We start from the raw sequence: 24,761 nt of genomic DNA, 5'->3' as shown, positions 1-24,761 counted from the left end.
ATTTATTTTAATTTTATTTATTTCAATTTTATTTCAACACGGAGGTAACAGAATGGCTTCTTTAAGAATTGCAATTAACGGTTTTGGCCGCATAGGCAGAAATGTTTTCAGAATTTTTCAATCTAAAATAGAGGCTGGCGAAGACATTGAAATTGTCGCCATAAATGACATAACCACACCTAAAGCGCTTGCTTTTCTGCTAAAATTTGATTCCGTTCACGGCAAAGCAAATTTCGAAATAGGGTATGACGATACAAATATTTATGCTAATAAAAGGGACTCTCTAATCACCGCTATTAAAGACCCTTCCGGGCTGCCGTGGAAAAAACTTAACGTAGATTTAGTCGTTGAATCTACAGGGTTGTTCACGGACAGAGAAAACGCGTCGAAACACCTTGCAGCCGGAGCGAAAAAAGTCTTAATTTCGGCTCCTGCGCACAATCCTGACGCTACTATTGTGCTTGGCGTAAATCAAAATATATATGACAAAAATAAACATACGATAGTTTCTATGGCATCATGCACAACAAACTGTCTCGCTCCGGTTGCAAAAGTGCTTAATGATAATTTCATTATAGAAAAAGGCAATATGACAACGGCGCATTCCTACACCAATGACCAGAGAATTCTGGATCTTCCTCATAAAGATTTCAGAAGAATGAGAGCCGCAGCCGTTTCTATAATACCTACTACGACCGGCGCTGCAAAAGCAATTTGCGAAGTCTTGCCTGAATTGGAAGGAAAATTGGACGGTATGTCTTTGAGGGTTCCTACGCCGGACGTATCAATAAACGATTTAGTATGCTTGGTTAAAAAAAATACGACGGTAGAAGAAGTAAACGAAAAATTTCTAGAGGCTTCTGAAAATTCAATGAAAGGTGTTCTGGCTTACAGCGAGGAGCCGTTAGTTTCAATAGATTATAGGGGTGACTCTCATTCATCTATTGTGGATTCTTTAACGACAAAAGTTATACAGAATAATTTGGTTAAAGTTCTCGCATGGTACGATAACGAGTGGGGTTATTCAACAAGAATTACCGATTTAAGCACTTTTATGTTCAGATAATAAATAAATATTAAATAATTATCAACCGTATTATTATTAACTTCGTGTATTATTATTAACTTCGTCGAGTTGCAATATAACGAATTATAAACTTTAAATCGTGAATGGCAAATCAATGCGCCAAACAAGTATCCCGTCGTTGGAGTTGGAGCAGGAAGCCTATAAATTTATTAATAGGCAGCTCATGATTTACAAATTGAACTCGATTTTCATATATGCCTGAGGATTAAGCTTGATATCTTAGCGCTATAATAATAAAATAATGGTAGATTTATAAAACGCCTAACTATTACTCATGGATACTATGGATAATATTATATATATTGATGAAATCGAAATTAAAAATAAAACCCTTTTAATAAGGGTTGACTTTAATGTACCTTTGGATTCAAACGGTAATATAACAGATGATTCCAGAATTAGAGCAGTCTTACCGACAATAAATTACTGCCTTGATGAAAAAGCAAAGATTGTACTTATGTCCCATATGGGACGTCCTAAAGGAAAACCTGTTCCTGAACTTTCTCTTCTCGTTGTCGCCAAAAGGCTAAGCAGACTTTTGGACAAAGAAGTCAAGTTCGTCAACGATTGTATAGGGGAATTAGCAGAAAATGCCGTAAAGTCGAGTTCTTACGGGGATATTATGCTTCTGGAAAATTTACGGTTTCATTCCGAAGAAACTGCTAACGACGATAATTTCGGCAAAGAGCTTGCATCATTGTGTGATATATACGTTAACGATGCTTTCGCAACGGCACACCGCTCACATGCCTCAAATGTTGCAGTGACAAAATATGTCAACACCTGCGCAGCCGGTTTTCTCATCAGAAAAGAGCTTAATTATTTTAGAAGAGCAGTAGAAAACCCGATGAGACCGTTTGTGGCAATTATAGGCGGAGCAAAAGTCTCGGGAAAGATAGAAGTGCTCTCTAATTTAGCTGAAAAAGTCGATAAATTAGTTATAGGCGGCGCTATGTCAAACACTTTTTTAAAGGCTTTAGGTCATGACATCGGAGCTTCGTTGGTCGAAAACGATATGGTTGAGTATGCCAAAAAAACATTGAATAAAATAAAAGAAAAAAAGATTAAACTTTACCTGCCTGTCGATGCGGTAGTAGCCGATAAGTTTGCACCGGATGCAGAATCCAAAGTTACAACCGTTCAGGAAATTCCGAAAGATTGGCTGGCATTGGACATTGGACCTGCTACCGTAACCTTATTTTCAGAGGCAATTCAGAATGCAAAAACAATCGTATGGAACGGTCCGATGGGCGTGTTCGAGTTTGATGCATTCAGCAGAGGTACATATGCTATGGTATCTAATGTTGCAAACGCATACGCACTTACGATAGTCGGCGGAGGAGACACGGATGTCGCTCTGCACAGAGCAGGCGAATTTGCTAAAATGTCTTATGTTTCCACAGGGGGCGGAGCATTTCTTGAACTGCTTGAGGGTAAAGTTTTACCGGGGATACAGGCTCTTATAGAATGTTCCAAAAAAAATAAATTGACGCCTAATCAACAATTGTAAAATTACGAAATAAAAATTACTATGCAAATCACTATACAATAAAATATATAAAATACATAAATTTTTCGTAAAAAAATAAATAATCATATATGAAAAAAAAATTACTAACTTTAATTGCTATATTTATTCCGATTCTTATTATTGACCAGCTCACAAAATATATAATAGCTAAAAATATTTCTTTTTACGGAAAAATTACGGTTATAAAACATTATTTCAATATAGTGCATGTTGATAACACAGGCATAGCTTTCGGGATTATGGGAAGCGCCTCCAAATATATCATAATATTTCTCACGTTTGCCATTATAATTGCGCTAATTTATATTTTGTTTAAAGTTAAAATAAATACAAATCTTTTTATAATTTCTTCCGCATTAATTATATCAGGCGCTTTTTCTAATTTAATCAATAGGGTCGTTCAGGGATTTGTGGTAGATTTTATAGATATCCATATATATCAGTATCACTGGCCGAGTTTTAACGTTGCCGACAGCTGCGTGGTAGTGGGAACAATACTTTTTTTCCTATCGATAATTAAATATATATAATATATATTATTTTATCTATATATCAGTCAAGTTGCGCAGTTAGCTTTAAAAGAATGTTTTTTGCGAGAAAGTCGTAATTTTTTTCTGCATAATTAAACGCTTTCAGGTCTTTAATATTATGTTTGATATCGCCGGCATTTATATCTCCCAAAACCAATCTGAAAGCCGATGACCATGCGCATGAAGTAAATTTATTATTGTATCCGCCGCCGCCCAGCCATATTTTGTTCGCGTTTTTTTCATTAATAATTTTAATGATATTCAAATAGCCTTTTAAAGACAAATCTAAATGGGACAATATGTCAAATTTTGATGAATCTGCCCCTATTTGCGCAATTATAACATCAGGTTGAAATTCATCAAATACTGTATCGAAAACTTTTTTAAAATTTAATAAATAGGTATGGTCATCGGTTCCTGGGTAGAGCGGAAAATTAATTGAATCATTTTCTTCAATGTAGCCTTCCCCCGGAAACAAAAAATCTCCGCTTTCATGGAACGACATTATTAATAAATCTTTTTTGTTTACGGGATTGTTTTTGAAAGCGCATACAACTCCGTCGCAAAAATGCGCATCTACATCCACATACAAAACCTTTTTTTTATAATTTAATAATCTCAATATTGCATAAACAGGGTCGTTTACAAAACAGAAGCCCCATGCTTGATTTTTTTTTGCATGGTGAAGCCCGCCCGGGAAATAAAAAACGTCGGAATAATTTTCTTTTACAATTAAATCGGCAGCTAAATTCACTGCGCCTACATGAATGGCTGATGTAGAAAAAATACCTTTAAAATAAGGATTGTCAGGCGTGCCTATTCCATATTTGTTAGGTATATATTTTGTTTTATCGTTTTCTATTTCATAAAGATATTTGATGTAATCTTCGCCGTGATACAAACTCATTTCTTCTATCGAAGCAGGTTCTGCAATAAAATTTTCATATACTCCTTTTGAATATTTTTTAATTTTTTGCATAGTATAAATAATGCGTTCTCTTTTTAAAGGATGATACTCGGCATATTTATATTTTTCCAATTCCTGATTATATAATAGGGCTGTTTTTTTCATATTATTTTTTCATCTGTGTAATTTTTTATTTTTTTTATACGATACACCTTCTCTGAAAATTGTTATTCTGATAAATTGTGATATAATTGTTATTAGATGCTGTACGATAAGCATAGATATATTATAGATATATTGTATCAAATAATTTTGAGAAAATCTGCTATATTAACAATAAAAACAAAATGGAAATAAAAACAATTTTTTTAGATATAGGCAGTGTTTTATTGACTAACGGCTGGGATACCAATTCAAGAAAATCTGCGGCTGAAAAATTTAATTTAGATTATAATGATTTTTCTGAAAGGCACGGTTATTTATTTTCGCTCTATGAAGAAGGAAAGATTACATTAGATAATTATCTTGACAAATCAATATTTTATACTGAACGGGAGTTCTCTAAAACTGATTTTAAAAATTTTATGTTCAGTCAGTCGCATGCTATTCCGGATATGATAAGCTTGTTTCATGTATTAAAGTCCCGTCATAAATTTAAACTTGCCGCTCTTAACAACGAAGGACTCGAACTTTCTCTCTATCGCGTTAAAACATTTGAATTAGACAAATTATTCGACTTTTTTATAACATCGTGTTTTGTGCATCTGCGAAAACCTGATGAAAATATATACAAACTTGCCTTAAATCTTGCATTTTCAAAACCAGAAGAATGTATTTTTATAGACGACAGATATTTTAACGTTGAAACAGCCGCCAATTTAGGCATTAACGCCTTCCGCCATATCAGCTACGATACGACAAAAAAAGAACTGGAACAATATGGATTCAGTTAATTAGAACAATACGAAAAAGCAGCATCGACCGTTGTTTTATTTTTTTAAATTAATAAATTTTTTTAAATTAATAAATTATATTTAACTGTCTGATATATACTTAATAATAATATTGTTAGATAAATTTTAGATAAATTTAAATAAATCAAGGAGGTTAACTGCTAATGAGCGAAAAAGAATTAGAAACCATAAATTCATTCTGGAGAGCTGCAAATTATTTAGCCTGCTGTACAATCTATCTCAAAGATAACGCAATGTTAAAAGCGCCGCTGAAACCTGAGCATATAAAACCGAGACTGCTTGGACACTGGGGAACAACGCCCGGTTTAAATTTTATTTATGCGCATTTAAATAATCTGATAAACCATACCGATGCCGATATCCTTTTAATAATCGGTCCCGGACATGGAGCTCCGGCAATACTTGCAAATACATATTTAGAAGGAACTTTATCGGAACATCATACTGAAATCGCACAAAATGCCTACGGAATGAATCAGCTGTTCAGAAAGTTTTCAACACCGTACGGTTTTCCGAGCCATGTCGGACCCCATATTCCCGGTTCAATGCACGAAGGCGGAGAGTTAGGGTATTCATTAGTTCATGCTTTCGGAGCGGCATTTGATAATCCGCAGCTTATCACGGTATGTGTGGTAGGAGACGGCGAAGCTGAAACAGGACCGCTGGAAGGAAGCTGGAAATCCGTTGATTTTTTAAATCCCGAAAGAGACGGCGCCGTCCTTCCTATTTTGCATTTAAACGGATATAAAATAGCCGGTCCTACCGTTTTAGGCAGAACGGATGACGAACATTTAAAAAATTTGTTTTCCGGCTATGGCTACGACGTATTTTTTGTAGAAGGCGACGACCCGTTTGAAATGCATAAAAAAATGTCTGAAACTCTTGATACCTGCTATAAAAATATAATTGCAATACAAAAAGACGCCAGAGAAAAAGGATTTAAAACAAAACCTGCGTGGCCTATGATAATATTGAGAACCTTAAAAGGCTGGACATGCCCAAAAGAACTTGACGGTTTGCCTTTAGAAGGCACATTCAGAGCTCATCAGGTGCCTATAACCGATGCCGTACAAAATCCTTCTCATCTCAAGCTGCTTGAAGGATGGATGCGCAGCTATAAACATAATGAACTTTTTGATGAAAATGGCGTATTGATAAAAGAATTAGCCGATTTTATTCCGAAGAAAAATAAAAGAATCGGCGCTAGCCCTTACGCTAACGGCGGTTTTCTTCTTGAAGATTTAAATCTTCCCGATTTTACGCAATATGCGGTGGACGTAAAAACTCCAGGAACAATAACTTTAGAATCAACGAGAAGGCTCGGCGAATACGTAAGAGATATCTATAAAAAAAATCCTAAAAATTTTCGTTTAACCAGTCCTGATGAAACCGCATCTAACCGACTTTACGGAGTTTTTGAGGTTACAGACAGATGCTCGGTAAATCCTGTCATAAAAATTGACGACCATGTATCCGCAAATGGAAGATTGATGGAAGTTCTATCGGAACATTTATGCGAAGGATGGCTTGAAGGATATCTGCTAACAGGCAGGCACGGCATTTTTATCACTTATGAAGCCTTTGCAACCGTCGTTGATTCTATGGTTACTCAGTTTGCAAAATGGGTTGAAATAGCTCAGGAATTTCCATGGAGAAAACCGATAGCTTCTCTCAATATTATACTTTCTTCTCATGTATGGAGACAGGACCATAACGGATTTTCACATCAAGGACCTGGTTTTATTGATAATATAATAAATAAAAGGTCATCGGTCGCCAGAATTTATTTTCCGCCTGACGCAAATACGCTATTGGCAGTCATGGACCATTGCCTGCGTTCTAAAAACTACGTAAATGTTATTATTGCAGGCAAACAGCCTGAGCTTCAGTGGCTTGATATGGAATCGGCAAAAAAACACTGCCAGAAAGGAATTTCTGTGTTCGACTGGGCGGGCAATAAAGATGACGGAAATCCCGATATAATTTTTGCCTGCGCCGGCGACGTTCCGACTTTAGAAACTATTGCCGCCGCATCTTTGCTAAAAGAATATGCTCCCGAACTTAAAACAAGAGTAATAAACATAGTAGATTTAATGACATTAAGTCCTGCGGAATATCATCCTCACGGAATAGATCCGGATGTTTTTCTCAATCTTTTTCTTGAAAATACCCCTGTTGTATTTGCATTCCATGGATATATCAGGATAATTCACGACCTCGTCCACGGAAGGCCTAACTCTGAACGTTTTCACGTGAGAGGCTATATGGAAGAAGGCGCCACGACAACACCGTTCGATATGGTTATAAGAAATAAAATGAGCAGATTTGATTTAGCTATCCTTGCCTTAAAAAATGTTCCTGATTTTGAGTCAAAATATATAGATTTAATAGCTAAATTAGAAGAAAAAATAAGCAACAACAAAGTATATGTTAAAACAAATCTTAAAGATATGGATGAGATTGAAAACTGGACGCTTTAATTAATTGGGGCAAATACTAATTAATTTTTTGCTCTGCCAATACCTATGTTACATTATGCCAATAATTAATCGGCTTTTATTTTCAATTAAGAAAATTGTTCCTAAAAAGTCTATATTTATTTATATCCTTTTTTGTGATAATATTGTTAATTATAAAATTTTAAACTCCCTGCTATATTTTATAATAGGGAGTTTTTTTATTAATAATCATTCTATGATTGTTGAATTTTATTAATTTTAAATTTCAATTTCATAATTAATTGTATTTTAATAATTATATTTGACATTCATTATTATTTCATAATTTATTCATTATGTAATTTATTTGTTATATAGTTGCAGTTTATAATTTTATTTTATAACCGTATTTTTTATAACAGAACTTATCGTCTTTAATTTTATTTATTGTTTTAATTAATTAAACCTACAAAAAAAATAGCAGATACTATCTATGGAACAGGAAAAAAATTATGATTTTTATTCAATAGAGAAAAAATGGCAGAATAAGTGGTACAGCGAAAAAACATATTCCGTCGAAGATATACCGCTTAATAATACCAATGGTGAAAATAGGCAAAAATTTTATTGTCTTGAAATGTTTCCTTACCCATCTGGAAGGATTCATATGGGACACGTCAGAAATTATTCCATAGGTGATGCTATAGCCAGATATAAAAGATTAAAAGGCTATTATGTCTTGCACCCGATAGGTTTCGACAGTTTTGGACTGCCTGCCGAAAATGCTGCGATAAAAAATAACACTAATCCTACAGAGTGGACACTTAAAAATATCGCAACGATGGAAGTTCAGCTTAGAAAACTCGGTCTTTCTTACGACTGGGACAGAAAAATTATAACATCCGACAGTTCTTATTATAAATGGGAACAGCTTTTTTTCATTCAAATGTATAAAAAAGGTCTTGCGTATAAAAAGCTTTCGCGCGTTAATTGGTGTGAATCATGTCATACTACCCTTGCCAACGAACAGGTTGAAAACGGAAAATGCTGGCGGTGCAGCAATGAAATTACTATCAAAAACATGGAGCAGTGGTTTTTTAAAATTACGGACTATGCCGAAGAACTTCTTTCAGAATTAGATAATCTAAGCGGCTGGCCGGATAAAGTAAAACTAATGCAAAAAAATTGGATAGGGAAAAGTGAGGGGCTGAGTTTACTTTTTAAAATATCCGCTGAACCGACGCATCTTGAAATATTCACAACTAGACCCGATACTATTTTTGGCGCAACGTATCTTGCTATTTCGCCGCTGCATCCGCTCGCTAAAGATCTATTGAAAACTGAAGATGCCAAGGTCAAAACTGAAGAATTAATCAGAAAAAGTTTAATTTCAAAAGAACTTACCGAAAAAGAAGGAGTTTTTACGGGCTCTTATGCTATTAATCCGTTTAATGGACAAAAACTTCCTATTTATATCGCAAATTTCGTCCTTATGGATTACGGAACAGGAGCGATAATGTCGGTTCCGGCTCATGATGAAAGAGATTTTGAGTTTGCAAAAAAATATAACATTGAAATAAAACAGGTTATTCAAAATAAAAACAATGAAAAGACTTCTCTAAATATTAAAAGGAACGAAATTAAAAGAAACGATATCGAACTTAACGGCAAAATTAAAGAAGACGAAATTCAAGATCTCGCGAGTCCTTTCTTAGAAGATGGTATTTTAATTAACTCTTCTATATTTACAGGTTTAACATCCGAAGAAGCTAAAAAGGCTATATCCTTAGAAGCAGAGAAAAAAGGCATCGGCAAACGCGTCATAAACTATAGATTAAAGGATTGGGGAATTTCAAGACAGAGGTACTGGGGATGCCCCATTCCTATTGTATATTGCGAAAAATGCGGCGCCGTACCGCTGCACGAAGAGGATTTGCCGTTAGAACTGCCTGAAAATGTAACATTTACCGGCAAAGGCGAATCTCCGCTTGCAAAATTAGAATCATTTATCGATGCACGCTGTCCCGTATGCGGTGGACAAGCTAAAAGAGAAACAGATACTATGGACACTTTTGTAGAATCTTCATGGTATTACGCAAAATATACTACAAAATCAAAATCAGATTTGCCGCATAATTCAGATAGCAATTCGAATGTGCATTTTGTCAGTAATTGCGGCTACGGTTCCTGTTCTGATTCCGCTGTTAGCCAATCTTCTTTTGAACAATGTCCTTTTGATAAAAAGGCTGCAAATTACTGGCTTCCGGTTGACCAGTATATAGGAGGAGTTGAGCATGCGGTAATGCACCTTTTATATGCAAGATTTTTTATCAAGGTTTTAAGAGATTTAGGGTATCTGAACGTTAATGAACCTTTTAAAAATTTATTGACGCAGGGTATGGTCGTAAAAGACGGTTCTAAAATGTCAAAATCAAAAGGTAACGTGGTTGACCCTGACGACCTCATAAATAAATACGGCTCGGACACCGTCAGACTTTTTTCGCTTTTTGCAGCTCCTCCGGAAAAAGATCTCGAATGGAATGACAAAGGAGTTGAGGGCTCTTACAGATTCATTGTAAGGATATATAAAATTATAATATTATACGAACATTATTTAACTAATACAGCAATAAAAGAACCGAAAAAATTTAATGGGCTTAAAGAATCTCAAGAGATTAAAGAGAATAAAGAAATGGGAGGATTAACAGGGCAGCCGTCATCGGCAATCTTAAACGGGAATTTTTTTAAAGATGCAGATATTGAATTAAAGAAGATTAATAATGAATTGAATGGTATAATAAAAAAATCTGAAACCGAAATGGAGGGGAGATTTCATTTTAATACGGTCATAAGCTCCTGCATGGAATTAGTCAATACAATTTATGAATATGATAAAAATAAAAACTGGAATGATTTAAATAAAAGCGATGCATATTTATTAAAACATATTTTGAATTCTATTTTAATAATATTGTATCCGTTCATTCCGCATGTTTGTTCAGAGTGTTTTGAAATTTTAGGCGGCGATGCAGATATTGAATATGCAGGATGGCCTAAAATTATGGAAACAGGTTATAAAATTGATACATGTAATATTGCAGTGCAGATAAACGGCAAACTTAGGTCTCAAATAACGGCAAATATAGATTCAGAGCAGCAGGATATTCTTAATTTATCGTTGGAAGACGAAAAAATTAAGAAAAATATCCCTGATATTTCTTTGGTTAAGAAATCTATATATGTAAAGAATAAACTTATTAATATTATCATTTAGCCGAGTCATTCAAAGTATCTAATTTTTAAAGATATATTTAAGAATATATTTAAAAATATAAAGCAGATAAAGCCAATAATTAATAAATCATTATTCATCCGTCATCTTATTGTATTTGCTATGTAATATTATCTTTATCTAACAGCGTTATTTAAGATTATTATAAAAAATTATTATTCAAAAAATTTAATAACTATGCTTTTAAAAAGACTTATTATTTTAATATTTATTCTGCTCCCTCCGCTTCTCCTGTCTGCCTGCGGATATTCGCTGCTTAAGCAGACAAACGGAACGGCAGGCGCTCTCGGAACCGATGGCGCATCAATAAGTTCAAATAATAATACCGATATTTATTCGCCTGTTTACGGAAATTATTCAAGTATAAAAAACATTTATATTAAGCCTTTTAAAAATTTGACATATAAAAGCGGGGTCGGCGTTTACTTTTCAGACAATATAGCTTATTATCTAAACTCATCTACCGGCATGTTCAGTTCAAATAAAAACAATGCTCAATATTACCTAACCGGCAAAATAATTTCTATTAATAATTCTGTTATATCATATACAGGCGTTGCAGCAGCCGTACAGTATTCAATTTCGGCAACAGTATCAATAAATTTATATAAAACAAGCGGTAAAATTTTATTTCATAATGTTACGCTGACATCCAGCGCAAACTATTTTAACTATGAAAATCCGTTAGTAGGGCATAAACAGGAAAAAACAGCGTTAGATATTGTTTCAAAAAGAATAGCGAAAAAAATTATTCTTTTAATAGAAACAAAAGCCATAATTCATAAATAGCAGTAATAATAAGCAAGGGAAGCAGCGCTTTTTATGCCGCTGTGCTTTTATGTAAAATATTTAACATAACCGTATAATAAAAAGCAAGGGAAGCAGCGCCTTGTATGTCTTAACTTTTATCTCTTATCTCTTATCTGCCTTTATTTTAAATTGAATTAATTGAATTTATAAATAAGTTAATTTACCATGGAAGAAACACTTATATATTTTTTTTACGGGGAAGATGAATTCAGAATAAATAAAGAAATAGAAAAGATAAAGCTTACGTATTTAAATAAAGAACAGTACGACTTTAATTTTGATAAACTATCAAACCCATCCGCATCGCAGATATTAAATATAGCCGACAGCTATCCGGTTATTGCCGACAAAAGAATAATGCTTATATATGATTTTGAAGAAACTGTCTTGAATGATAAAGATTTAATAAAATACATCAATAATCCATCGCCAACTTCTGTAATTATTTTTTATAAAAATGCCGCAAAAATAAACGAAAACAACAATTTTTTCAAAACATTAAAGTCTAAAAAATATTTTAGGCTCATTAGAATAAAACCGCTTTATGATTCTGAATTACCCAAGTATATATCTGAAATGTGCCGAGAAAAAAATATAGCTATGAATGACGAAACTATTTATTACTTTTTAAGAATCATCGGCAATAATCTTTCCAACATAAATAACGAACTGGATAAAATAGCAAATAATTTCAAAAAACTAACCGGCAAAGAAAATGGCGCTTCAGACAGCGGCGGCAATGATACCAATACTAATACTAGCACTGCGACTGTTTCGAATACAGGCAGAGATGCGGCGGACGGCTATATTTCAGACGGCAATAATACGGCACATAATAATAATGCGAAAAACGTGAAACATTTAACCGTTAAAGATATAAAGTCCTTAATTTCCGTGTCCCGCGCTTTTACTGTTTTTGATTTTATAGACGCTATAATAGACAAAGATTTTAAAAAAGCCTACAATATTTTTAGCCTGATATACGAGGAGGGCGAAGAACCGGTTAAAATAATTTCAATATTATACACAGAAATAAAGAAAATTCACAAAGGAAAACTGATGAACAGATCCGGCATTGATTTAAATACTATACTGCTGGCAAATAACATTCCGCCGTTTCTGAAAAATAAGTTCCTCTCAAGAATTAATTCTTACAATCTAAAAAATCTGTCAGATATAATAGAAATAATAGAAGAAACCGATATTAAGCTGAAAACATCCGGTTTTCCTGACAATCTGATATTTGAAGAGCTGATATTTAAAACAAATCTCGCAGTTAAGCAATATAGTTAAAAATATAATTAAAAAACAATTTTATTTTTTTGTTTTTTGCAGTTATATGTTTCTCTTTATCTTTTATCTTTGTTATGCCTTTACAGAATTATAAAGTTTAGTTATCTTGGAAACCTTTCTCGCTGCGTTGTTTTTATGAATAACATGTTTAGAAGCTAATTTCATTATAAAAGACACATTAATTTTAAAAAATTTCTCAACATTGTCCATATCTTTGTTTTCTGCAGCGCTTATAAATTTCTTCATAAATGTTTTCATTGCGGAAACATTGCTGGTATTACGGAGATTTCTTTTTTTTGTCTGTTTTACTCTTTTAATTGCAGATTTATGATTAGGCATAAATTTTGTTGACTCCCTATTTTATTTTTGTATTTACTTTATTTATTTTATTAAAAAACTATCTATTTCTATTTACATTATTGTATCAACAACTAAGAAATTTTGCCATATAAATTTTGCAAAGTCAAGGAAAAATAACACAACAGCAACTATTCTCAATATTTAAATACTTTTTTCTTGATTAACCTGCTCTTCTTCATATAAATCCAAAATTATGATGGAGTTTTTCAACCCATTTAAATACTTTTTTCTTGATTAACCTGCTCTTCTACCTCTGCATCCGTTGTATCAGTGTCTGCAGCGGTGTTTGCCTGAACATCTAATATATTCGCAGCTTCTTTTTCAGGAAGTTCATGAATATTTTTTAAAACAGACTGCATCTTTCTCGTTCTTGTTCCGATTAACTTATCTATATCGTCGCTTGCCTTATTGATTTTATCTTGAGCATTCTTTAATATATCGCCAAATTTATTGAATTCTGTTTTAACTGCCGAAAGCACATTTTGAACCTCGCCTGCATGTTTTTCGATATTAATAGCTCTGAAAACCATTAAAAAACTGCTTAAAATAGAGACCAATGTATTAGGTCCGGCAATAATTATCTTGTGAGTTCTGTAAAGACTTTCTATGAGATCTTGCTGTCTCGAAATTTCAGCATAAAGACCTTCCGTAGGCAAAAACATTATTGCGTAATCAGTAGTTTGCGGCGGAGAAATATATTTATTCTTGATATCTGCCGCATGCTTTTTTATTACGCTTTTTAAACCGTTGGATGCTTTTTCTATCTCGCTTTTATCACCTGTTTCGTAGGCATTCAGAAGAAACAGATACGCTTCTATGGGAAATTTTGAATCAACCGGTAAATAATTATAAGAATTAAAATTATTATCCTGCGGAATTTTTATTGCAAAATCAACCCTCTGCTTTAGACCATTTTTGGTAATATCGAACTGTTTTTCAAAATGTCCCGTCGATAAAATATCATTTAATAAATTTTCAAGCTGAACTTCTCCTAATATTCCTCTTGTTTTGACATTTGACAGAACTTTTTTTAAATCGCCTACCCCTGCGGCAAGCGTTTGCATTTCTCCTAAACCTTTGTGCACGGATTCTAATCTTTCAGAGACCTGACTGAATGATTCAGCCAATCTTTTTTCTAAAGTGGCGTGCAGTTTTTCATCAACCGTCGCACGCATTTCATCTAATTTTTTTGTATTTTCGTCCTGCAGATTTTTTACGCTGATTTCAACTGTTTTTCTCATCTGCTCAAGTTTTTCGCCTGTCATATTTAAAAAATTCAAAACTGCATCGTTTGAATTTTTAAATGAGCTGGAAAGTTCTTCCCTTGAACCCTTAAAAGAATTAGCAAGTTCCTCTCTTATTTTTGCTAATAAAGATAAGGTTTCATCGCGGCTGTTTTTAAACTCTGTTTTTATCTCATTTCTGATATTTGAGTCGGATTTTTCAACCGTATCTTTTAATCTTAGCAAATTTGTATTTACTTCGGAAAGCGCCGATAACGACCTGTTTGACATCTTAATATTTTCTTCAATGTCTTTTTCGTTTTTTTTACTTTTAAAAAAAATAAAATAAATATTAATGACAAGTAAAATTATGATTAAAACAGGCATGGTCGTTGACAACCAAAGATAAATGTATAAAATTGACATATTAAGGACAGGCTCCGATTTAATTTCTATTATAATAAAAAATAAAAACAGTAATATTAAATTTTTATTTAATATTTTAATATGTTATATTTATTGCATTGTATCTGCGGAAAGTTGCTTAGTAATATCATTGCACATTTGAATTTGAAATCTCAATAATTATCTCCGCAGCCTCCGCTAAATTGCCGACAAAATAGTCTGGAACTACATTCTTGTCATATTCATACATATCATTTTCCACGCAAAAAGATTTAAGACCTGCGTTAATTGCGAGCTGAATATCGGTATCTTTATCTCCGACTAAGTAAGATTTGCTTAAATCTATATTATATTTAATTGCGCTGTCTTTTATCATTTTTGTATTAGGCTTGCGGCAATCGCAAGATATATTGTAAGGTTCAGCTATCCCGTCTTTATGATGAGGGCAATAAAATATATCGTCAATATAAATATTATCTTTCTTAAAAATTGTTAAAAGCGCATTATGCACTTTTTTCAGATCGTCTTCATAAAAAAAACCTTTTGCAATTCCTGATTGATTGGTTACTATAATTAGTAAAAATCCTGCATCTTTAAGTTTCTTTAAGGCTCCTATTACCCCTGGAAGAATAATTAATTGGTCGGGAGATTTGAGATAGCCTATGTCTTTATTTAAAACCCCGTCTCTATCTAAAAATACGCATTTATTTTTTTTATTTTCCAAAATTCTGCCCTCTTTATTTTTTAATTTTTAAACTTATGAAAACAAACTCTATAAATGACCGAGCAAATAAATAAAATGCGACGGAAATTTTGTATCATCACAAAATTAGAATCGTCTTTTATTCCGCCGTTAATAACTCCGGTAGTTCTGTGAGCTTCATCGCAAATTACGAAATCGAATTCCGGCAATCCGTTAGACTGAGCTTTTTTAATTACGTCAAGAGATTGTGATACGTCGAAAAAATTACGGTTTTACCACCGTTAATGTCAGTCTTGCCGCTTTTAAAATTTTCTAACAATTTATCGGCATTTGTAGTAGCCGGAAAAGAAAGTTAAGGTCTATACCGGCATCTTTCTCGTTTAGACCAAATTCAGAGTGTGATTGAACAAAATCTTTCCACATCCATACATTTTTATATAAAGTTTTGTATATATTATCCGTCTTTAAAAAATTAAGCGTTAATCTTTCAAAAGCCGTACCTAAATCTCTAATATTAGTATATTCTGCTCTTAAATTTTTTAAAACCGTCTTTATCGACATAAAAATACCCCGCATTAGCGCACTATTTAATCATTTAATTAGTTTTATTTTAATATGTGATGTCTTCTAAAAAGAAACTGCTTCTATTTCTATTTTTGCATATTTTTGCACTTATTTCATTTTTTTTCGCTGCTGCCTCTTAAAATCAGCAGAATAATGCCTATCATTCTGTCTTTATCTTTTGGATTGCTTTCGGCGATAAGCAATGTAAGAGCCGTTAGCACATTTGGACTTAAGCGTTGTATATTTAACAAGCCTGCTTTTTGCAAAAACCATATAAAAGCAAATGCGGCGCTTCGTTTGTTGCCGTCGATAAAAGGATGATTTTTTATGAAAAAATATAATAAATTTGAGGCCTTTTCTTCAACGGTCGAATAAACATATTCTCCGCCGAAAGATTGAAAAACGTTTCCGACAATATTTTCTATATTCTTTTCCTTCCTTTCGATACCGAATAAATCGGTAGCTTCGCTTTTGGTGATAAGTTCCTTTTTTAGTTCTTGCAGAGCATTTCTCAATTCATTTGCCGTAATTTCTATCTGATTTTTCGTAATCCCCGATTTTGGCAGTTCTTCGGCATCGTATGCATTTAAAGAAAACCATGTATCCGCAAAAATAGATACGAGTTCTAATATATTGACCGTATCTGTCTTACTGCTTTCCGGCAAAAGAGCTTTTACATCGTCTAACGCTTTTAAGAATAGTTTATAATTTGACGCAATGCGTTCCTTATCAATAGAATAACCTTTAAAAATATATTCCTTTAAAGTTTTAGTTGCCCACCGGCGAAATCTTGTGGCATTAACCGAATTAACGCGGTATCCAATAGATAAAACTATATCTAGATTATAATATTCTATTTTTCTAATAACTTTTCTGCCGCCTTCTTTTTGAACTGTTTCCAAAATGGAAACAGTTGATTCTTTTTCAAGTTCAGCTGAGTCAAATATATTTTTCACATGCTTTGAAATTGCAGCTTTCTTAACGTTAAAAAGCTGGGCCACTTGCTGTTGTGTTAATAAAAGAGTTTCTTTTTTTGAATCAATTTCTATCTCAATTGCCCCGCTTTCCGACTGATATATAGCTATTTCATTTTTAATATTTTCCATAAATTCTTATTCCAAATTTAATCCTATTTTAGACAGTTGTGTTTTTATTTCTTCGTCCAGCCTTTTCTCTTCTTTCATTTGTTTCGATAGTTCTGCCGTCAGCCGATCCATCTTTTCCTCGAATGCTTCGTCGTCTTCTTCCGTTTCTTTAGTGCCGACGTATCTGCCGGGCGTTAAAATATAACCCTGTTTTTTTATTTCTTCAAGATTTGCCGCTTTGCAAAATCCTGCAATATCGGCATATTTCCCGCTTTACACGCTGGAGTGACTAAAAGCCGCGGTAATTCACCCTGAAAGCATGGTGAGTGCCAGCGATTTTATTAATTTCTTCATCGGTAAACTATGCTGCTGGTAACATCGGCAAAATTTAATACGTTATAATATTACCAATTATTATTTGCTTTTTATTTGCTTTCTTTAAAACATTTTGCAGACGCTGTACGATATTGAAGAAAGCCTTAAATTACATATCGTGGCGATAAAAAAAGAAGTCAAAATATACAATAATTATTTAACTATATTATTCTCTATATATAATATGATTCTTTCGTAAATTAAAAAAATTTTAGGAACTAGTTTTCCATAAACATTATTAATATTTATCACTAATTCATTTTCTTCCGTGGAATATTCGTGAGACAAAAAATTTCTGGATTTTCTTAATTCTTCCCAATCATCAGCTCTTTCGATTATCTCTAATTTTTCAAGTCTGTCTATTATATCCCGCAATGGTTTATGCTCATAATCTTCTTTTAGGTTTTTTAATATCGAAGGAAATAGTTTTTCTCCCATTGAGTCTTGCAATTTTGAATATCTAAATATTAGCTGATCGATATGTTCCTTGTCATCCTCGGATAAAGAACCGAAATCCGATAAGGTCAAGGGCATAAAATTTTTCATTTTGGATAAAGCATGCTTTATTTTAATTATATGTCTATCGCATTCATACACATAATTAAGAAGTCTTAAACGGTCAACGTCTAATTCATCGTTCATTATTTAAGCAATACTCCCTGAGTTTTAGCTATTTTATATATCGGTAAATTTTCATCTGAATCTGCGCTCTTAATGACAACATCTATTTTTCGTTCGCCTATTTTTTTTTCAAGCTCGACTAAAAATTTTAATTTATTTTCAAAAATATCCGCATTTTTATCCGTTTCGATATATATATCTATATCTCCGCCTTTTTTTGCGTCGTCAACCCTAGAACCAAATATATATGCGATAGAATCGTCGCCAAAAATTTTTGCGGATATTTCCTTAATTGCTTTGATTTCATAATCGGTTAATCTCATATATTTAACTTAAAATTAATTAAAACATTAATTATTTGGCTTTCAGATAAAAGTTTCTTTTTTTAATATTATATAATACTATTAATGCATATCAAGAATTTAATATTAATATTTAAAATAAAAATATTTAATTTCTTTAATCTTTTAATAATATGTATTACAATAATTACAGTTACTGCAAATAATTACTATGAAATTTTACGACAGAATTAATGTGCAAAAAATGCACATTGCTAATTTATTTCGATAAATTATTTTTCTTTTCTTATAAGTTCTTCATTCATCTGTCATAATTATTTTGCTCTGATATATTTATAGTAAACTATGCGCCGCTCGTAATATCGGCAAAATCGTATACTTTATAATATTACCAATTATTATTTGTTTTTTTATTTGCTTTTTTTAAAACATAAAAAGATTTTTCTATATTTTTTTGAAACTCTTTAGTTATACTTTGCCAGTCCAAAACATCAACAGTAAAATTAAGAGAAGATTCTTCAAATGCTTCCCTTAGTTTTCCTATTTGGCGTATTTCTAATTTCTTGTCGCAAACAACAACTAAATCTAAATCGGAACTATCCTTATTCGTTCCTGTAACCCTTGAGCCAAAAGCTCTAACCTCGCACTCATTCACATGCTTAGTTAATATATCAAGAATAGTTTTTAATTCGTGCTCAGCAACATTAATCATTTTTTTCTTCTAATTTTAAAAATAGGCGTTTTGCATCCTTTGAAAAGGTTTTTGCAACTTCAAGTACATCTTCTGCTTTATCATCGCCATACGCATGAAATGTTTCGTTTCGCGCTTCGTGATACTCCATCCAATTCTCTACATCTTCGATGAGCCCGCTTTTATAAGCCTCGCGGAAAAGTTCCCTCCTGGTAGCCCCGTCTAAATTAGTTAAGCCTATATTTATTTTGAGCCATCTTTTCATAAATTTCCAGCAAAGCTCGTAAGTAAATTCAAAATTTTGAATAACCCCTGCGCGTATCACTTCTTCTTCATCCGTATTAACTCTGTCTTTGTCTTTGATAATCCTATCGGCGACTTTAACAGCCCGTTCCAACGAATTAACCGCTTTTTGCAAACTGCTTAAATCTAAAGGCATGCATTACTCCTATAATCACAATTCATATTTATTTTGGCGATTACTGAAAGCTGGTTTTGTTCTTTCAATGACATCAATGAATAAATCAGGTGCCATTATTACAGATTTAACCAACTTTTACAGAGTTATTTCTTTATTTGGATATGAAATCATCTTTGTCAAGCATGGGGATAGTTCTTTGTATTTAATGTAAATAATCTAAAATTGTAATTTTTTGCCAAAGCTCCTATAATTGCATCTGCAAACTCTATTTGATGTAACTTTCTGTATTTATTTATATATGTATCTGTTAATTCGGCTATTTGTTTATTTATATCTAAAAAATAAAAACTTTCTATAACTTCACGAGTTTTTCTTTCCTCTTTTCCCTTCATTCCCGAATAAACCTCGGCAGCCTGAAAAGTAAAAAGAATATTAAATAACGAGAACTTTTTTTATAACTTCGACATCCTTTCGGCAACGATATTTCTGACGCTTTCGCTTTCGTCGTCTTTCATTAAAGGCAGATATTCTTTAGGGATTCTTTTCGACACCGCCTTTCTTACAAGCGCTTCGGGGTCATGCATCATATCCTTTAAATATTCAGGTGATATTCTTTCGGCAACTTTAATTCTTACTATTGGTTCTTTATCATATATTAACGAAGGCAGAAAAGATTCGTCTATTCTCTCGGCTGCCGCATGTCTTACCCAGAAAGATCTGTCATTCATCATTTTTGGAAGCTCTTTTGGGTCGATTCTTTTTGCGACGATTAAACGGACTTCTTTAAACGGGTCGTTTATTAGGGATGTTAAATTTTCGGCGGGTATTCTTGAGGCGACTTTATATCTTACGTTTTCGTCTTTATCATTTACGGCATAAATTAAATAAGCGGGATCTGCCATGCTTACGGCATTAAACCGCTCTTTAAAATCTCCGTTTTTTAAAATGTTTTTAAATTCGTTTTCAGTCATTTTATTCGTAACTTCAATAAATTAGTAAATTTTTGTTCTTTTATTTAATTATACATTAAAATTTTGCATTTTGGTACATTTTTAACTTTTTTTAAGATATAATTAATTCATATATCATATAGCGGAGGAAAAAATATGCTGAATATAAAAAGAATTTACGACAAGCCGTCCGATGACGACGGTATAAGAATATTAGTGGACAGGTTATGGCCGAGAGGTATGAGCAAAGAAAGGGCGAAAATAAATTTCTGGTTTAAAGATATAGCCCCTTCTAACGAACTGAGAAAATCGTTTCATGATTCGGCGATAAATTTTAACGAATTTAAAACAATGTATTTGGAAGAGCTTTCTGGATACTACAATGCCACGCACGATTTTTCGATCAAGAAAGATAAGGATTCGGTTAATCCCATTGCGGAAATATTAAGACTGTTAAAAACCGGAAACAAAAACGTAACTTTATTGTACGGCCTTAAAGACGAAATAAATAATAATGCCGCTGTTTTGAAAGAATTTATATTACACAAATAAATCATATCCCAATTATTCTATCATTTATCTTATTATTTTATTTATCTTATTATTATAAACATTTTTTATTAATTTTTTCTTTTCTATATAGTTGATTATTTTAGAATATATATTTTTGATTATGATTATGGAACAACTATACGAATTACCCAGCTAACAGCTAAACGGCTAAGCATATCTTTCTTCTTTGAATGGGTCTGCGCCGTTAGAATATCCTCTTTTTTCCCAGTATCCAAGCTCTTCTTTATCTAAAAACGTAATAACCTTAACCCACTTAGCGCTTTTATATGCATATTTATCGGAAATGACTAATCGCAGCGGATAACCGTGTTCTCGGCTCAACGTCTCTCCGCCGTACTTAATCGCAAGTATCGATTTATCTTTAACGAAAAAATCAATCCCTACATTTGTAGTGTAGCCATCGTAAGAGCCTATCAGAACATACTTTGCATTTTTATCAGGATGAACGATAGCGGCAATGTTTTTTGATAAAACGCCTTCCCATTCGGCAGATTCTTTAGTCCAGCCAGTAACGCAATGAAAATCGTCTATAACTTTATCGTTTGCCATATTCACTACATCTTGATAGGTTAATACTAAAGGGTTATCTACCAGACCATTTATCGTAAGGCTATAATCATCAACGCTGACATCCGGAATATATCCTAAGTCAAGCTGAATAAGTTCATCTACTTTTTTTTGATTCGGCGGTATCATTTTTTCTCAAATATATCCTCAAAATATATCCTGCAGTTAATTAATTCTCTCCCCAAGCTATAAGCACGAGGATTCCTTATTCTAAAACGAAAATAAATATAAATAAACAATACATATATATAAATACTATCTATAACAAATACAATATCATATCATATTATATTATATTATATCATATTGGTGAACTGCCTATCAATGAATGAGCTTCGCTGTACTTCGTTTAATAGGCTTCTTGATTCAATGACGGGATACTTTTTAATGCATATAGATATTGATATTGTGCTATCTAAGATTTAAAAATTATATCCTATAGTTAAATACAAATAATTATTTTTCATTGTTCCGCCGTTATAAAAATTGTCGGCGGTCACATTTGAATTGACTGATGTATCGCCGCTCTGCTGCGTTACATTCACATTAGACAAACTTATAGGCGTTTGCCCTATTGAGCCTACATGAAAAGAATCGTATTCATAATTTAAACCGACATACCAGTTAGATATAAAATTATAGTGAACGCCGGCATCAAAAATATCTTCGGTCATACTTGGAGAAGGCAGCGACGCACCTTGATTTGCGGCTATAAAACCAGGCGCTGCAAAACCTCTTTTAAAATTATAAGGTAATATATGAAAAGACACTTGACCGGAAAGATGTTTAGCAAATACCTGAACTCCCGCGCCGTATCGCATTCCCAACCCATACAATCCTTGAGCATATTGATCATTAGCTGCCTGCGGATTTGTTAAAGCGACATACAGAAGGTCATTCGGGTTAGTTGAAGTAAAATCATGCGCATAGAAAAAATCTGTAAAGCCGCCGATTCCCAGATTTGCATATGGAACCAAAGTTATCTTATGGTTATCCAAACTAACCGGATAGTCCACGCCTAACGGACTCCAGTAGTATCTTAGAAATACTTCCTGCATTTTACCTGTTATAGTTGCATCTGTTGTATTCATAGTTAAATTGGAACTGTCAACATAACTCAAATTAAAATTTGAACTTGAATAATAATATTTATCTTTAATGCTTGGAATAAAAAATAAAATCCATGAAATAGGCGGAGGCAAAAAATCGCCCACGGAAATAATATGATTAAACGAATGATATCTCAATGCCAATCCGTTGCCGTTAAAATTTGAATTGTTTAAACTGTAATTTAACGGAACCGTAACAGACTTGTTGTTAATTCCGGTTATCGTATCGGAAATATTGTCAATCTGGCTTATGGGATTTGAGTAATTTTGACTCACAAACGGCGATAAATCCAAATTAACGCCCCACCATTTGAAGGGACTGCTTGAACCTGCGCTGCCGGCGGGGTAATAAGATTTAGCATTAAACATACCGCCCGGATTGCCGCCGTTAACAGGCGGCTGCAGACCGGTAACGTTTCCTGCGCTGCCGGAGCTTTGATTGTAATTATTTGACGGTGTAATGCCGGTTATCGTCCCGCTCGCTTCTGCGACGCCAATCGGGGCTGCAACTGTAATAAATAGAGACAATAAAACAACAAACGAGAATTTAATACGATTTTTTCCGCTAAAATTAAAATTTTTTTTAATAATTTTAATTATTTTTTTTAGCAGCATTATTGTCCCCTTATTTTCAAAACTGCGTAACACCTTATACAATTTTTTATATTTATTGTTATATTTATTGTTTATATTTATTGTTTATATTTTCTATTTTCTTATTACGATTTTTTCGTTATCATATCATTTTATCATAAATTGTCAAATAATAAATAATATGATTATATTTCTTCTACTTATCAGGTCTTGTTTTCCACCTGTTGTGAATCCAGAACCATTGTTCGGGATATTCCCTGACAATATCTTCTATCGTTCTGTGAAAAATATTTAGAATATTTATAACATCTTCTTTTCTGTTGCCGGTATAGTCAATTTTCAGCGGTTTTCCTATAATTAATTTATGTCTGCTGTAATTTATTTTATTTTCCGCAACTGCATTAACTGCATTACTGCCGCTATAGGCAGACGCACTGTTGTTTAAATGCACGGCACTACTATGCTCAGTTTGTCTGACAATAAATGCCGGCACGATAGTCGCTCTGGTTTTAGCAGCAATATTTGCGATGCCCGGCATTGTACATGCGGATTTTCCGAAAAAATCTACAAAAACGCCTATTCTTTTAGACGCATTTTCATCAGGAAGAAATCCTATTATCTCATTGTTGTTGATTGCCGTTAATATTTCTTTAACGGCATTTTCTCTGTTATAAATTACCTTGTTGCCGGAAGCAGTTCTTAATCTGTAAAGTATCTGCTCTATATATTCATTGTCTAACGGTCTTGCAAGGACATTTCCTTTGTATCCCTTAAGACTGAATGTTTTTGCCAGCAGCTCCCAATTTCCGAAATGCGCAGTCAATAAAAGAATCGGCTCTTTACCATATATATCTTTAATATTGCTAAAATCGGTTTCTACAAAATTATCTATGTTTTCTTTATTATATTTATTTAACCTGAAAATCTCGATAAAAACCATACCGAGATTTTTATAAAAATTTACTGCTATTTTCTTTAATTCTTTATCATTTTTATGTTCACCGCCATTTTCTCCGCTTGCCCCAAAAGCTATCTTTAAATTATTTATAACGTTTTTTGCATGTTTTTTATCTAATCTGTAAAATGTTATGCCCAAAAATCTGCCAAAAGCTAATGCACAATTTACAGGCAAAATATTTAGAATTATATAAAAGCTTTTTACCAAAAAATATTCCGCTTTCCCTGCAATTAGATTTTTTTTCATTTATAGTTTATTTATTGTTTAATAATTTTACTGTTTAATGACTATTGTATTATTGTTATCCGTATTATCAATTATCATTCTTTTTTTATCATTTTTGTTGCTATCTGCAATTTTTTTATTGATATTGCGTTTATTGATATTTTTATTGTCGG

General features: G+C 32.9%; 24 protein-coding genes and 1 pseudogene. 9 read left to right on the top strand and 16 right to left on the bottom strand.

Annotated elements, in window-relative coordinates; genetic code table 11:
* The first annotated feature begins 52 nt into the window (after positions 1 to 52).
* The 3 genes from gap to lspA all read left to right on the top strand — a co-directional run bounded on the left by gap (position 53) and on the right by lspA (position 3,148).
* The gene (gene gap, locus EVJ46_03720; GenBank protein ID RZD17348.1) at positions 53 to 1,066 is read left to right on the top strand and encodes a type I glyceraldehyde-3-phosphate dehydrogenase; all 1,014 of its coding nucleotides are present in this window, start codon (positions 53 to 55) and stop codon (positions 1,064 to 1,066) included.
* A gap of 304 nt (positions 1,067 to 1,370) precedes the next feature.
* A complete protein-coding gene (locus EVJ46_03715; GenBank protein ID RZD17347.1) occupies positions 1,371 to 2,597 on the top strand; it encodes a phosphoglycerate kinase in 1,227 nt (408 codons plus the stop codon).
* Positions 2,598 to 2,686: 89 nt separating this feature from the next.
* A complete protein-coding gene (lspA, locus tag EVJ46_03710) occupies positions 2,687 to 3,148 on the top strand; it encodes a signal peptidase II (protein ID RZD17346.1) in 462 nt (153 codons plus the stop codon).
* A 22-nt stretch (positions 3,149 to 3,170) separates the two neighbouring features.
* On the opposite strand, the gene EVJ46_03705 is transcribed toward lspA, so the two are convergent.
* Positions 3,171 to 4,220, bottom strand: coding sequence for a hypothetical protein (locus tag EVJ46_03705; GenBank protein RZD17345.1), 1,050 nt, complete (start codon positions 4,218 to 4,220; stop codon positions 3,171 to 3,173).
* A 182-nt stretch (positions 4,221 to 4,402) separates the two neighbouring features.
* Between EVJ46_03705 and EVJ46_03700 the strand changes: the two genes are divergently transcribed.
* The 5 genes from EVJ46_03700 to EVJ46_03680 all read left to right on the top strand — a co-directional run bounded on the left by EVJ46_03700 (position 4,403) and on the right by EVJ46_03680 (position 12,862).
* Positions 4,403 to 5,008 (top strand): HAD family phosphatase, encoded by a 606-nt coding sequence (locus EVJ46_03700; protein ID RZD17344.1) that lies wholly within the window; start codon positions 4,403 to 4,405, stop codon positions 5,006 to 5,008.
* Positions 5,009 to 5,172: 164 nt separating this feature from the next.
* Positions 5,173 to 7,509: a phosphoketolase family protein gene (locus EVJ46_03695; GenBank protein RZD17343.1), complete on the top strand. Its 2,337-nt coding sequence runs from the start codon at positions 5,173 to 5,175 to the stop codon at positions 7,507 to 7,509.
* Positions 7,510 to 7,960: 451 nt separating this feature from the next.
* Positions 7,961 to 10,741: a leucine--tRNA ligase gene (locus EVJ46_03690; GenBank protein RZD17342.1), complete on the top strand. Its 2,781-nt coding sequence runs from the start codon at positions 7,961 to 7,963 to the stop codon at positions 10,739 to 10,741.
* 195 nt (positions 10,742 to 10,936) lie between these two features.
* On the top strand, positions 10,937 to 11,548 hold the full coding sequence (locus EVJ46_03685; protein RZD17341.1) for a hypothetical protein: 612 nt from the start codon (positions 10,937 to 10,939) through the stop codon (positions 11,546 to 11,548).
* Between the two features lie 186 nt (positions 11,549 to 11,734).
* Positions 11,735 to 12,862: a hypothetical protein gene (locus tag EVJ46_03680; GenBank protein RZD17340.1), complete on the top strand. Its 1,128-nt coding sequence runs from the start codon at positions 11,735 to 11,737 to the stop codon at positions 12,860 to 12,862.
* A 72-nt stretch (positions 12,863 to 12,934) separates the two neighbouring features.
* Here EVJ46_03680 and EVJ46_03675 read toward each other — a convergent pair whose 3' ends face one another.
* From EVJ46_03675 to EVJ46_03620, 12 genes and pseudogenes are all read right to left on the bottom strand, one after another.
* Positions 12,935 to 13,201: a 30S ribosomal protein S20 gene (locus tag EVJ46_03675; protein ID RZD17339.1), complete on the bottom strand. Its 267-nt coding sequence runs from the start codon at positions 13,199 to 13,201 to the stop codon at positions 12,935 to 12,937.
* A gap of 236 nt (positions 13,202 to 13,437) precedes the next feature.
* Positions 13,438 to 14,871, bottom strand: coding sequence for a DNA recombination protein RmuC (gene rmuC / locus EVJ46_03670; GenBank protein RZD17338.1), 1,434 nt, complete (start codon positions 14,869 to 14,871; stop codon positions 13,438 to 13,440).
* A gap of 127 nt (positions 14,872 to 14,998) precedes the next feature.
* Positions 14,999 to 15,577: an HAD family hydrolase gene (locus EVJ46_03665; GenBank protein RZD17337.1), complete on the bottom strand. Its 579-nt coding sequence runs from the start codon at positions 15,575 to 15,577 to the stop codon at positions 14,999 to 15,001.
* Between the two features lie 288 nt (positions 15,578 to 15,865).
* A complete protein-coding gene (locus tag EVJ46_03660) occupies positions 15,866 to 16,129 on the bottom strand; it encodes a hypothetical protein (GenBank protein RZD17336.1) in 264 nt (87 codons plus the stop codon).
* Between the two features lie 101 nt (positions 16,130 to 16,230).
* Positions 16,231 to 17,223, bottom strand: coding sequence for a Fic/DOC family protein (locus EVJ46_03655; GenBank protein RZD17335.1), 993 nt, complete (start codon positions 17,221 to 17,223; stop codon positions 16,231 to 16,233).
* Between the two features lie 6 nt (positions 17,224 to 17,229).
* Positions 17,230 to 17,548 (bottom strand): annotated as a pseudogene (locus tag EVJ46_03650) (SAM-dependent DNA methyltransferase).
* 182 nt (positions 17,549 to 17,730) lie between these two features.
* A complete protein-coding gene (locus EVJ46_03645) occupies positions 17,731 to 18,219 on the bottom strand; it encodes a hypothetical protein (GenBank protein RZD17334.1) in 489 nt (162 codons plus the stop codon).
* Positions 18,219 to 18,521 (bottom strand): nucleotidyltransferase domain-containing protein, encoded by a 303-nt coding sequence (locus EVJ46_03640; protein ID RZD17333.1) that lies wholly within the window; start codon positions 18,519 to 18,521, stop codon positions 18,219 to 18,221. Before EVJ46_03640 ends, EVJ46_03645 begins: the two co-directional genes overlap by 1 nt.
* 367 nt (positions 18,522 to 18,888) lie before the next feature.
* A complete protein-coding gene (locus EVJ46_03635) occupies positions 18,889 to 19,212 on the bottom strand; it encodes a nucleotidyltransferase domain-containing protein (GenBank protein ID RZD17332.1) in 324 nt (107 codons plus the stop codon).
* The gene (locus tag EVJ46_03630; protein ID RZD17331.1) at positions 19,205 to 19,630 is read right to left on the bottom strand and encodes a nucleotidyltransferase; all 426 of its coding nucleotides are present in this window, start codon (positions 19,628 to 19,630) and stop codon (positions 19,205 to 19,207) included. Before EVJ46_03630 ends, EVJ46_03635 begins: the two co-directional genes overlap by 8 nt.
* Positions 19,631 to 19,788: 158 nt before the next feature.
* A complete protein-coding gene (locus EVJ46_03625) occupies positions 19,789 to 20,004 on the bottom strand; it encodes a type II toxin-antitoxin system VapC family toxin (GenBank protein RZD17330.1) in 216 nt (71 codons plus the stop codon).
* A 60-nt stretch (positions 20,005 to 20,064) separates the two neighbouring features.
* A complete protein-coding gene (locus tag EVJ46_03620) occupies positions 20,065 to 20,583 on the bottom strand; it encodes a hypothetical protein (protein ID RZD17329.1) in 519 nt (172 codons plus the stop codon).
* 135 nt (positions 20,584 to 20,718) lie between these two features.
* Between EVJ46_03620 and EVJ46_03615 the strand changes: the two genes are divergently transcribed.
* Positions 20,719 to 21,114, top strand: a complete 396-nt coding sequence (locus EVJ46_03615) for a DUF488 family protein (GenBank protein ID RZD17328.1) — start codon at positions 20,719 to 20,721, stop codon at positions 21,112 to 21,114.
* 168 nt (positions 21,115 to 21,282) lie between these two features.
* Here EVJ46_03615 and EVJ46_03610 read toward each other — a convergent pair whose 3' ends face one another.
* The 3 genes from EVJ46_03610 to EVJ46_03600 all read right to left on the bottom strand — a co-directional run bounded on the left by EVJ46_03610 (position 21,283) and on the right by EVJ46_03600 (position 24,609).
* Entirely contained in the window at positions 21,283 to 21,831 is a 549-nt protein-coding gene (locus EVJ46_03610) for a sulfite oxidase-like oxidoreductase (protein ID RZD17327.1), read from the bottom strand.
* 293 nt (positions 21,832 to 22,124) lie between these two features.
* Positions 22,125 to 23,426, bottom strand: a complete 1,302-nt coding sequence (locus tag EVJ46_03605; protein ID RZD17326.1) for a hypothetical protein — start codon at positions 23,424 to 23,426, stop codon at positions 22,125 to 22,127.
* A 175-nt stretch (positions 23,427 to 23,601) separates the two neighbouring features.
* On the bottom strand, positions 23,602 to 24,609 hold the full coding sequence (locus EVJ46_03600; protein ID RZD17325.1) for a hypothetical protein: 1,008 nt from the start codon (positions 24,607 to 24,609) through the stop codon (positions 23,602 to 23,604).
* Positions 24,610 to 24,761: the final 152 nt, after the last annotated feature.

Origin of the sequence: Candidatus Acididesulfobacter guangdongensis, assembly GCA_004195045.1 — a bacterium.
Taxonomy (GTDB): domain Bacteria; phylum SZUA-79; class SZUA-79; order Acidulodesulfobacterales; family Acidulodesulfobacteraceae; genus Acididesulfobacter; species Acididesulfobacter guangdongensis.
The sequence above is the reverse complement of the archived record's forward strand: the minus strand, read 5'-3'. Positions and strand labels throughout refer to the sequence as shown.

Bases quoted from the DNA above. Each gene is read 5' to 3' on its own strand.
- EVJ46_03630 (RZD17331.1), bottom strand. From the start codon at position 19,630: ATGCCTTTAGATTTAAGCAGTTTGCAAAAAGCGGTTAATTCGTTGGAA.
- EVJ46_03685 (RZD17341.1), top strand. From the start codon at position 10,937: ATGCTTTTAAAAAGACTTATTATTTTAATATTTATTCTGCTCCCTCCG.
- EVJ46_03600 (RZD17325.1), bottom strand. From the start codon at position 24,609: ATGAAAAAAAATCTAATTGCAGGGAAAGCGGAATATTTTTTGGTAAAA.
- EVJ46_03660 (RZD17336.1), bottom strand. From the start codon at position 16,129: ATGCGGGGTATTTTTATGTCGATAAAGACGGTTTTAAAAAATTTAAGA.
- EVJ46_03715 (RZD17347.1), top strand. From the start codon at position 1,371: ATGGATAATATTATATATATTGATGAAATCGAAATTAAAAATAAAACC.
- EVJ46_03635 (RZD17332.1), bottom strand. From the start codon at position 19,212: ATGATTAATGTTGCTGAGCACGAATTAAAAACTATTCTTGATATATTA.
- EVJ46_03610 (RZD17327.1), bottom strand. From the start codon at position 21,831: ATGATACCGCCGAATCAAAAAAAAGTAGATGAACTTATTCAGCTTGAC.
- EVJ46_03675 (RZD17339.1), bottom strand. From the start codon at position 13,201: ATGCCTAATCATAAATCTGCAATTAAAAGAGTAAAACAGACAAAAAAA.
- EVJ46_03640 (RZD17333.1), bottom strand. From the start codon at position 18,521: ATGAGATTAACCGATTATGAAATCAAAGCAATTAAGGAAATATCCGCA.
- EVJ46_03625 (RZD17330.1), bottom strand. From the start codon at position 20,004: ATGAAGGGAAAAGAGGAAAGAAAAACTCGTGAAGTTATAGAAAGTTTT.
- EVJ46_03620 (RZD17329.1), bottom strand. From the start codon at position 20,583: ATGACTGAAAACGAATTTAAAAACATTTTAAAAAACGGAGATTTTAAA.
- EVJ46_03705 (RZD17345.1), bottom strand. From the start codon at position 4,220: ATGAAAAAAACAGCCCTATTATATAATCAGGAATTGGAAAAATATAAA.
- EVJ46_03700 (RZD17344.1), top strand. From the start codon at position 4,403: ATGGAAATAAAAACAATTTTTTTAGATATAGGCAGTGTTTTATTGACT.
- lspA (RZD17346.1), top strand. From the start codon at position 2,687: ATGAAAAAAAAATTACTAACTTTAATTGCTATATTTATTCCGATTCTT.
- EVJ46_03645 (RZD17334.1), bottom strand. From the start codon at position 18,219: ATGAACGATGAATTAGACGTTGACCGTTTAAGACTTCTTAATTATGTG.
- EVJ46_03695 (RZD17343.1), top strand. From the start codon at position 5,173: ATGAGCGAAAAAGAATTAGAAACCATAAATTCATTCTGGAGAGCTGCA.
- EVJ46_03655 (RZD17335.1), bottom strand. From the start codon at position 17,223: ATGGAAAATATTAAAAATGAAATAGCTATATATCAGTCGGAAAGCGGG.
- gap (RZD17348.1), top strand. From the start codon at position 53: ATGGCTTCTTTAAGAATTGCAATTAACGGTTTTGGCCGCATAGGCAGA.
- EVJ46_03605 (RZD17326.1), bottom strand. From the start codon at position 23,426: ATGCTGCTAAAAAAAATAATTAAAATTATTAAAAAAAATTTTAATTTT.
- EVJ46_03615 (RZD17328.1), top strand. From the start codon at position 20,719: ATGCTGAATATAAAAAGAATTTACGACAAGCCGTCCGATGACGACGGT.
- EVJ46_03690 (RZD17342.1), top strand. From the start codon at position 7,961: ATGGAACAGGAAAAAAATTATGATTTTTATTCAATAGAGAAAAAATGG.
- rmuC (RZD17338.1), bottom strand. From the start codon at position 14,871: ATGTCAATTTTATACATTTATCTTTGGTTGTCAACGACCATGCCTGTT.
- EVJ46_03680 (RZD17340.1), top strand. From the start codon at position 11,735: ATGGAAGAAACACTTATATATTTTTTTTACGGGGAAGATGAATTCAGA.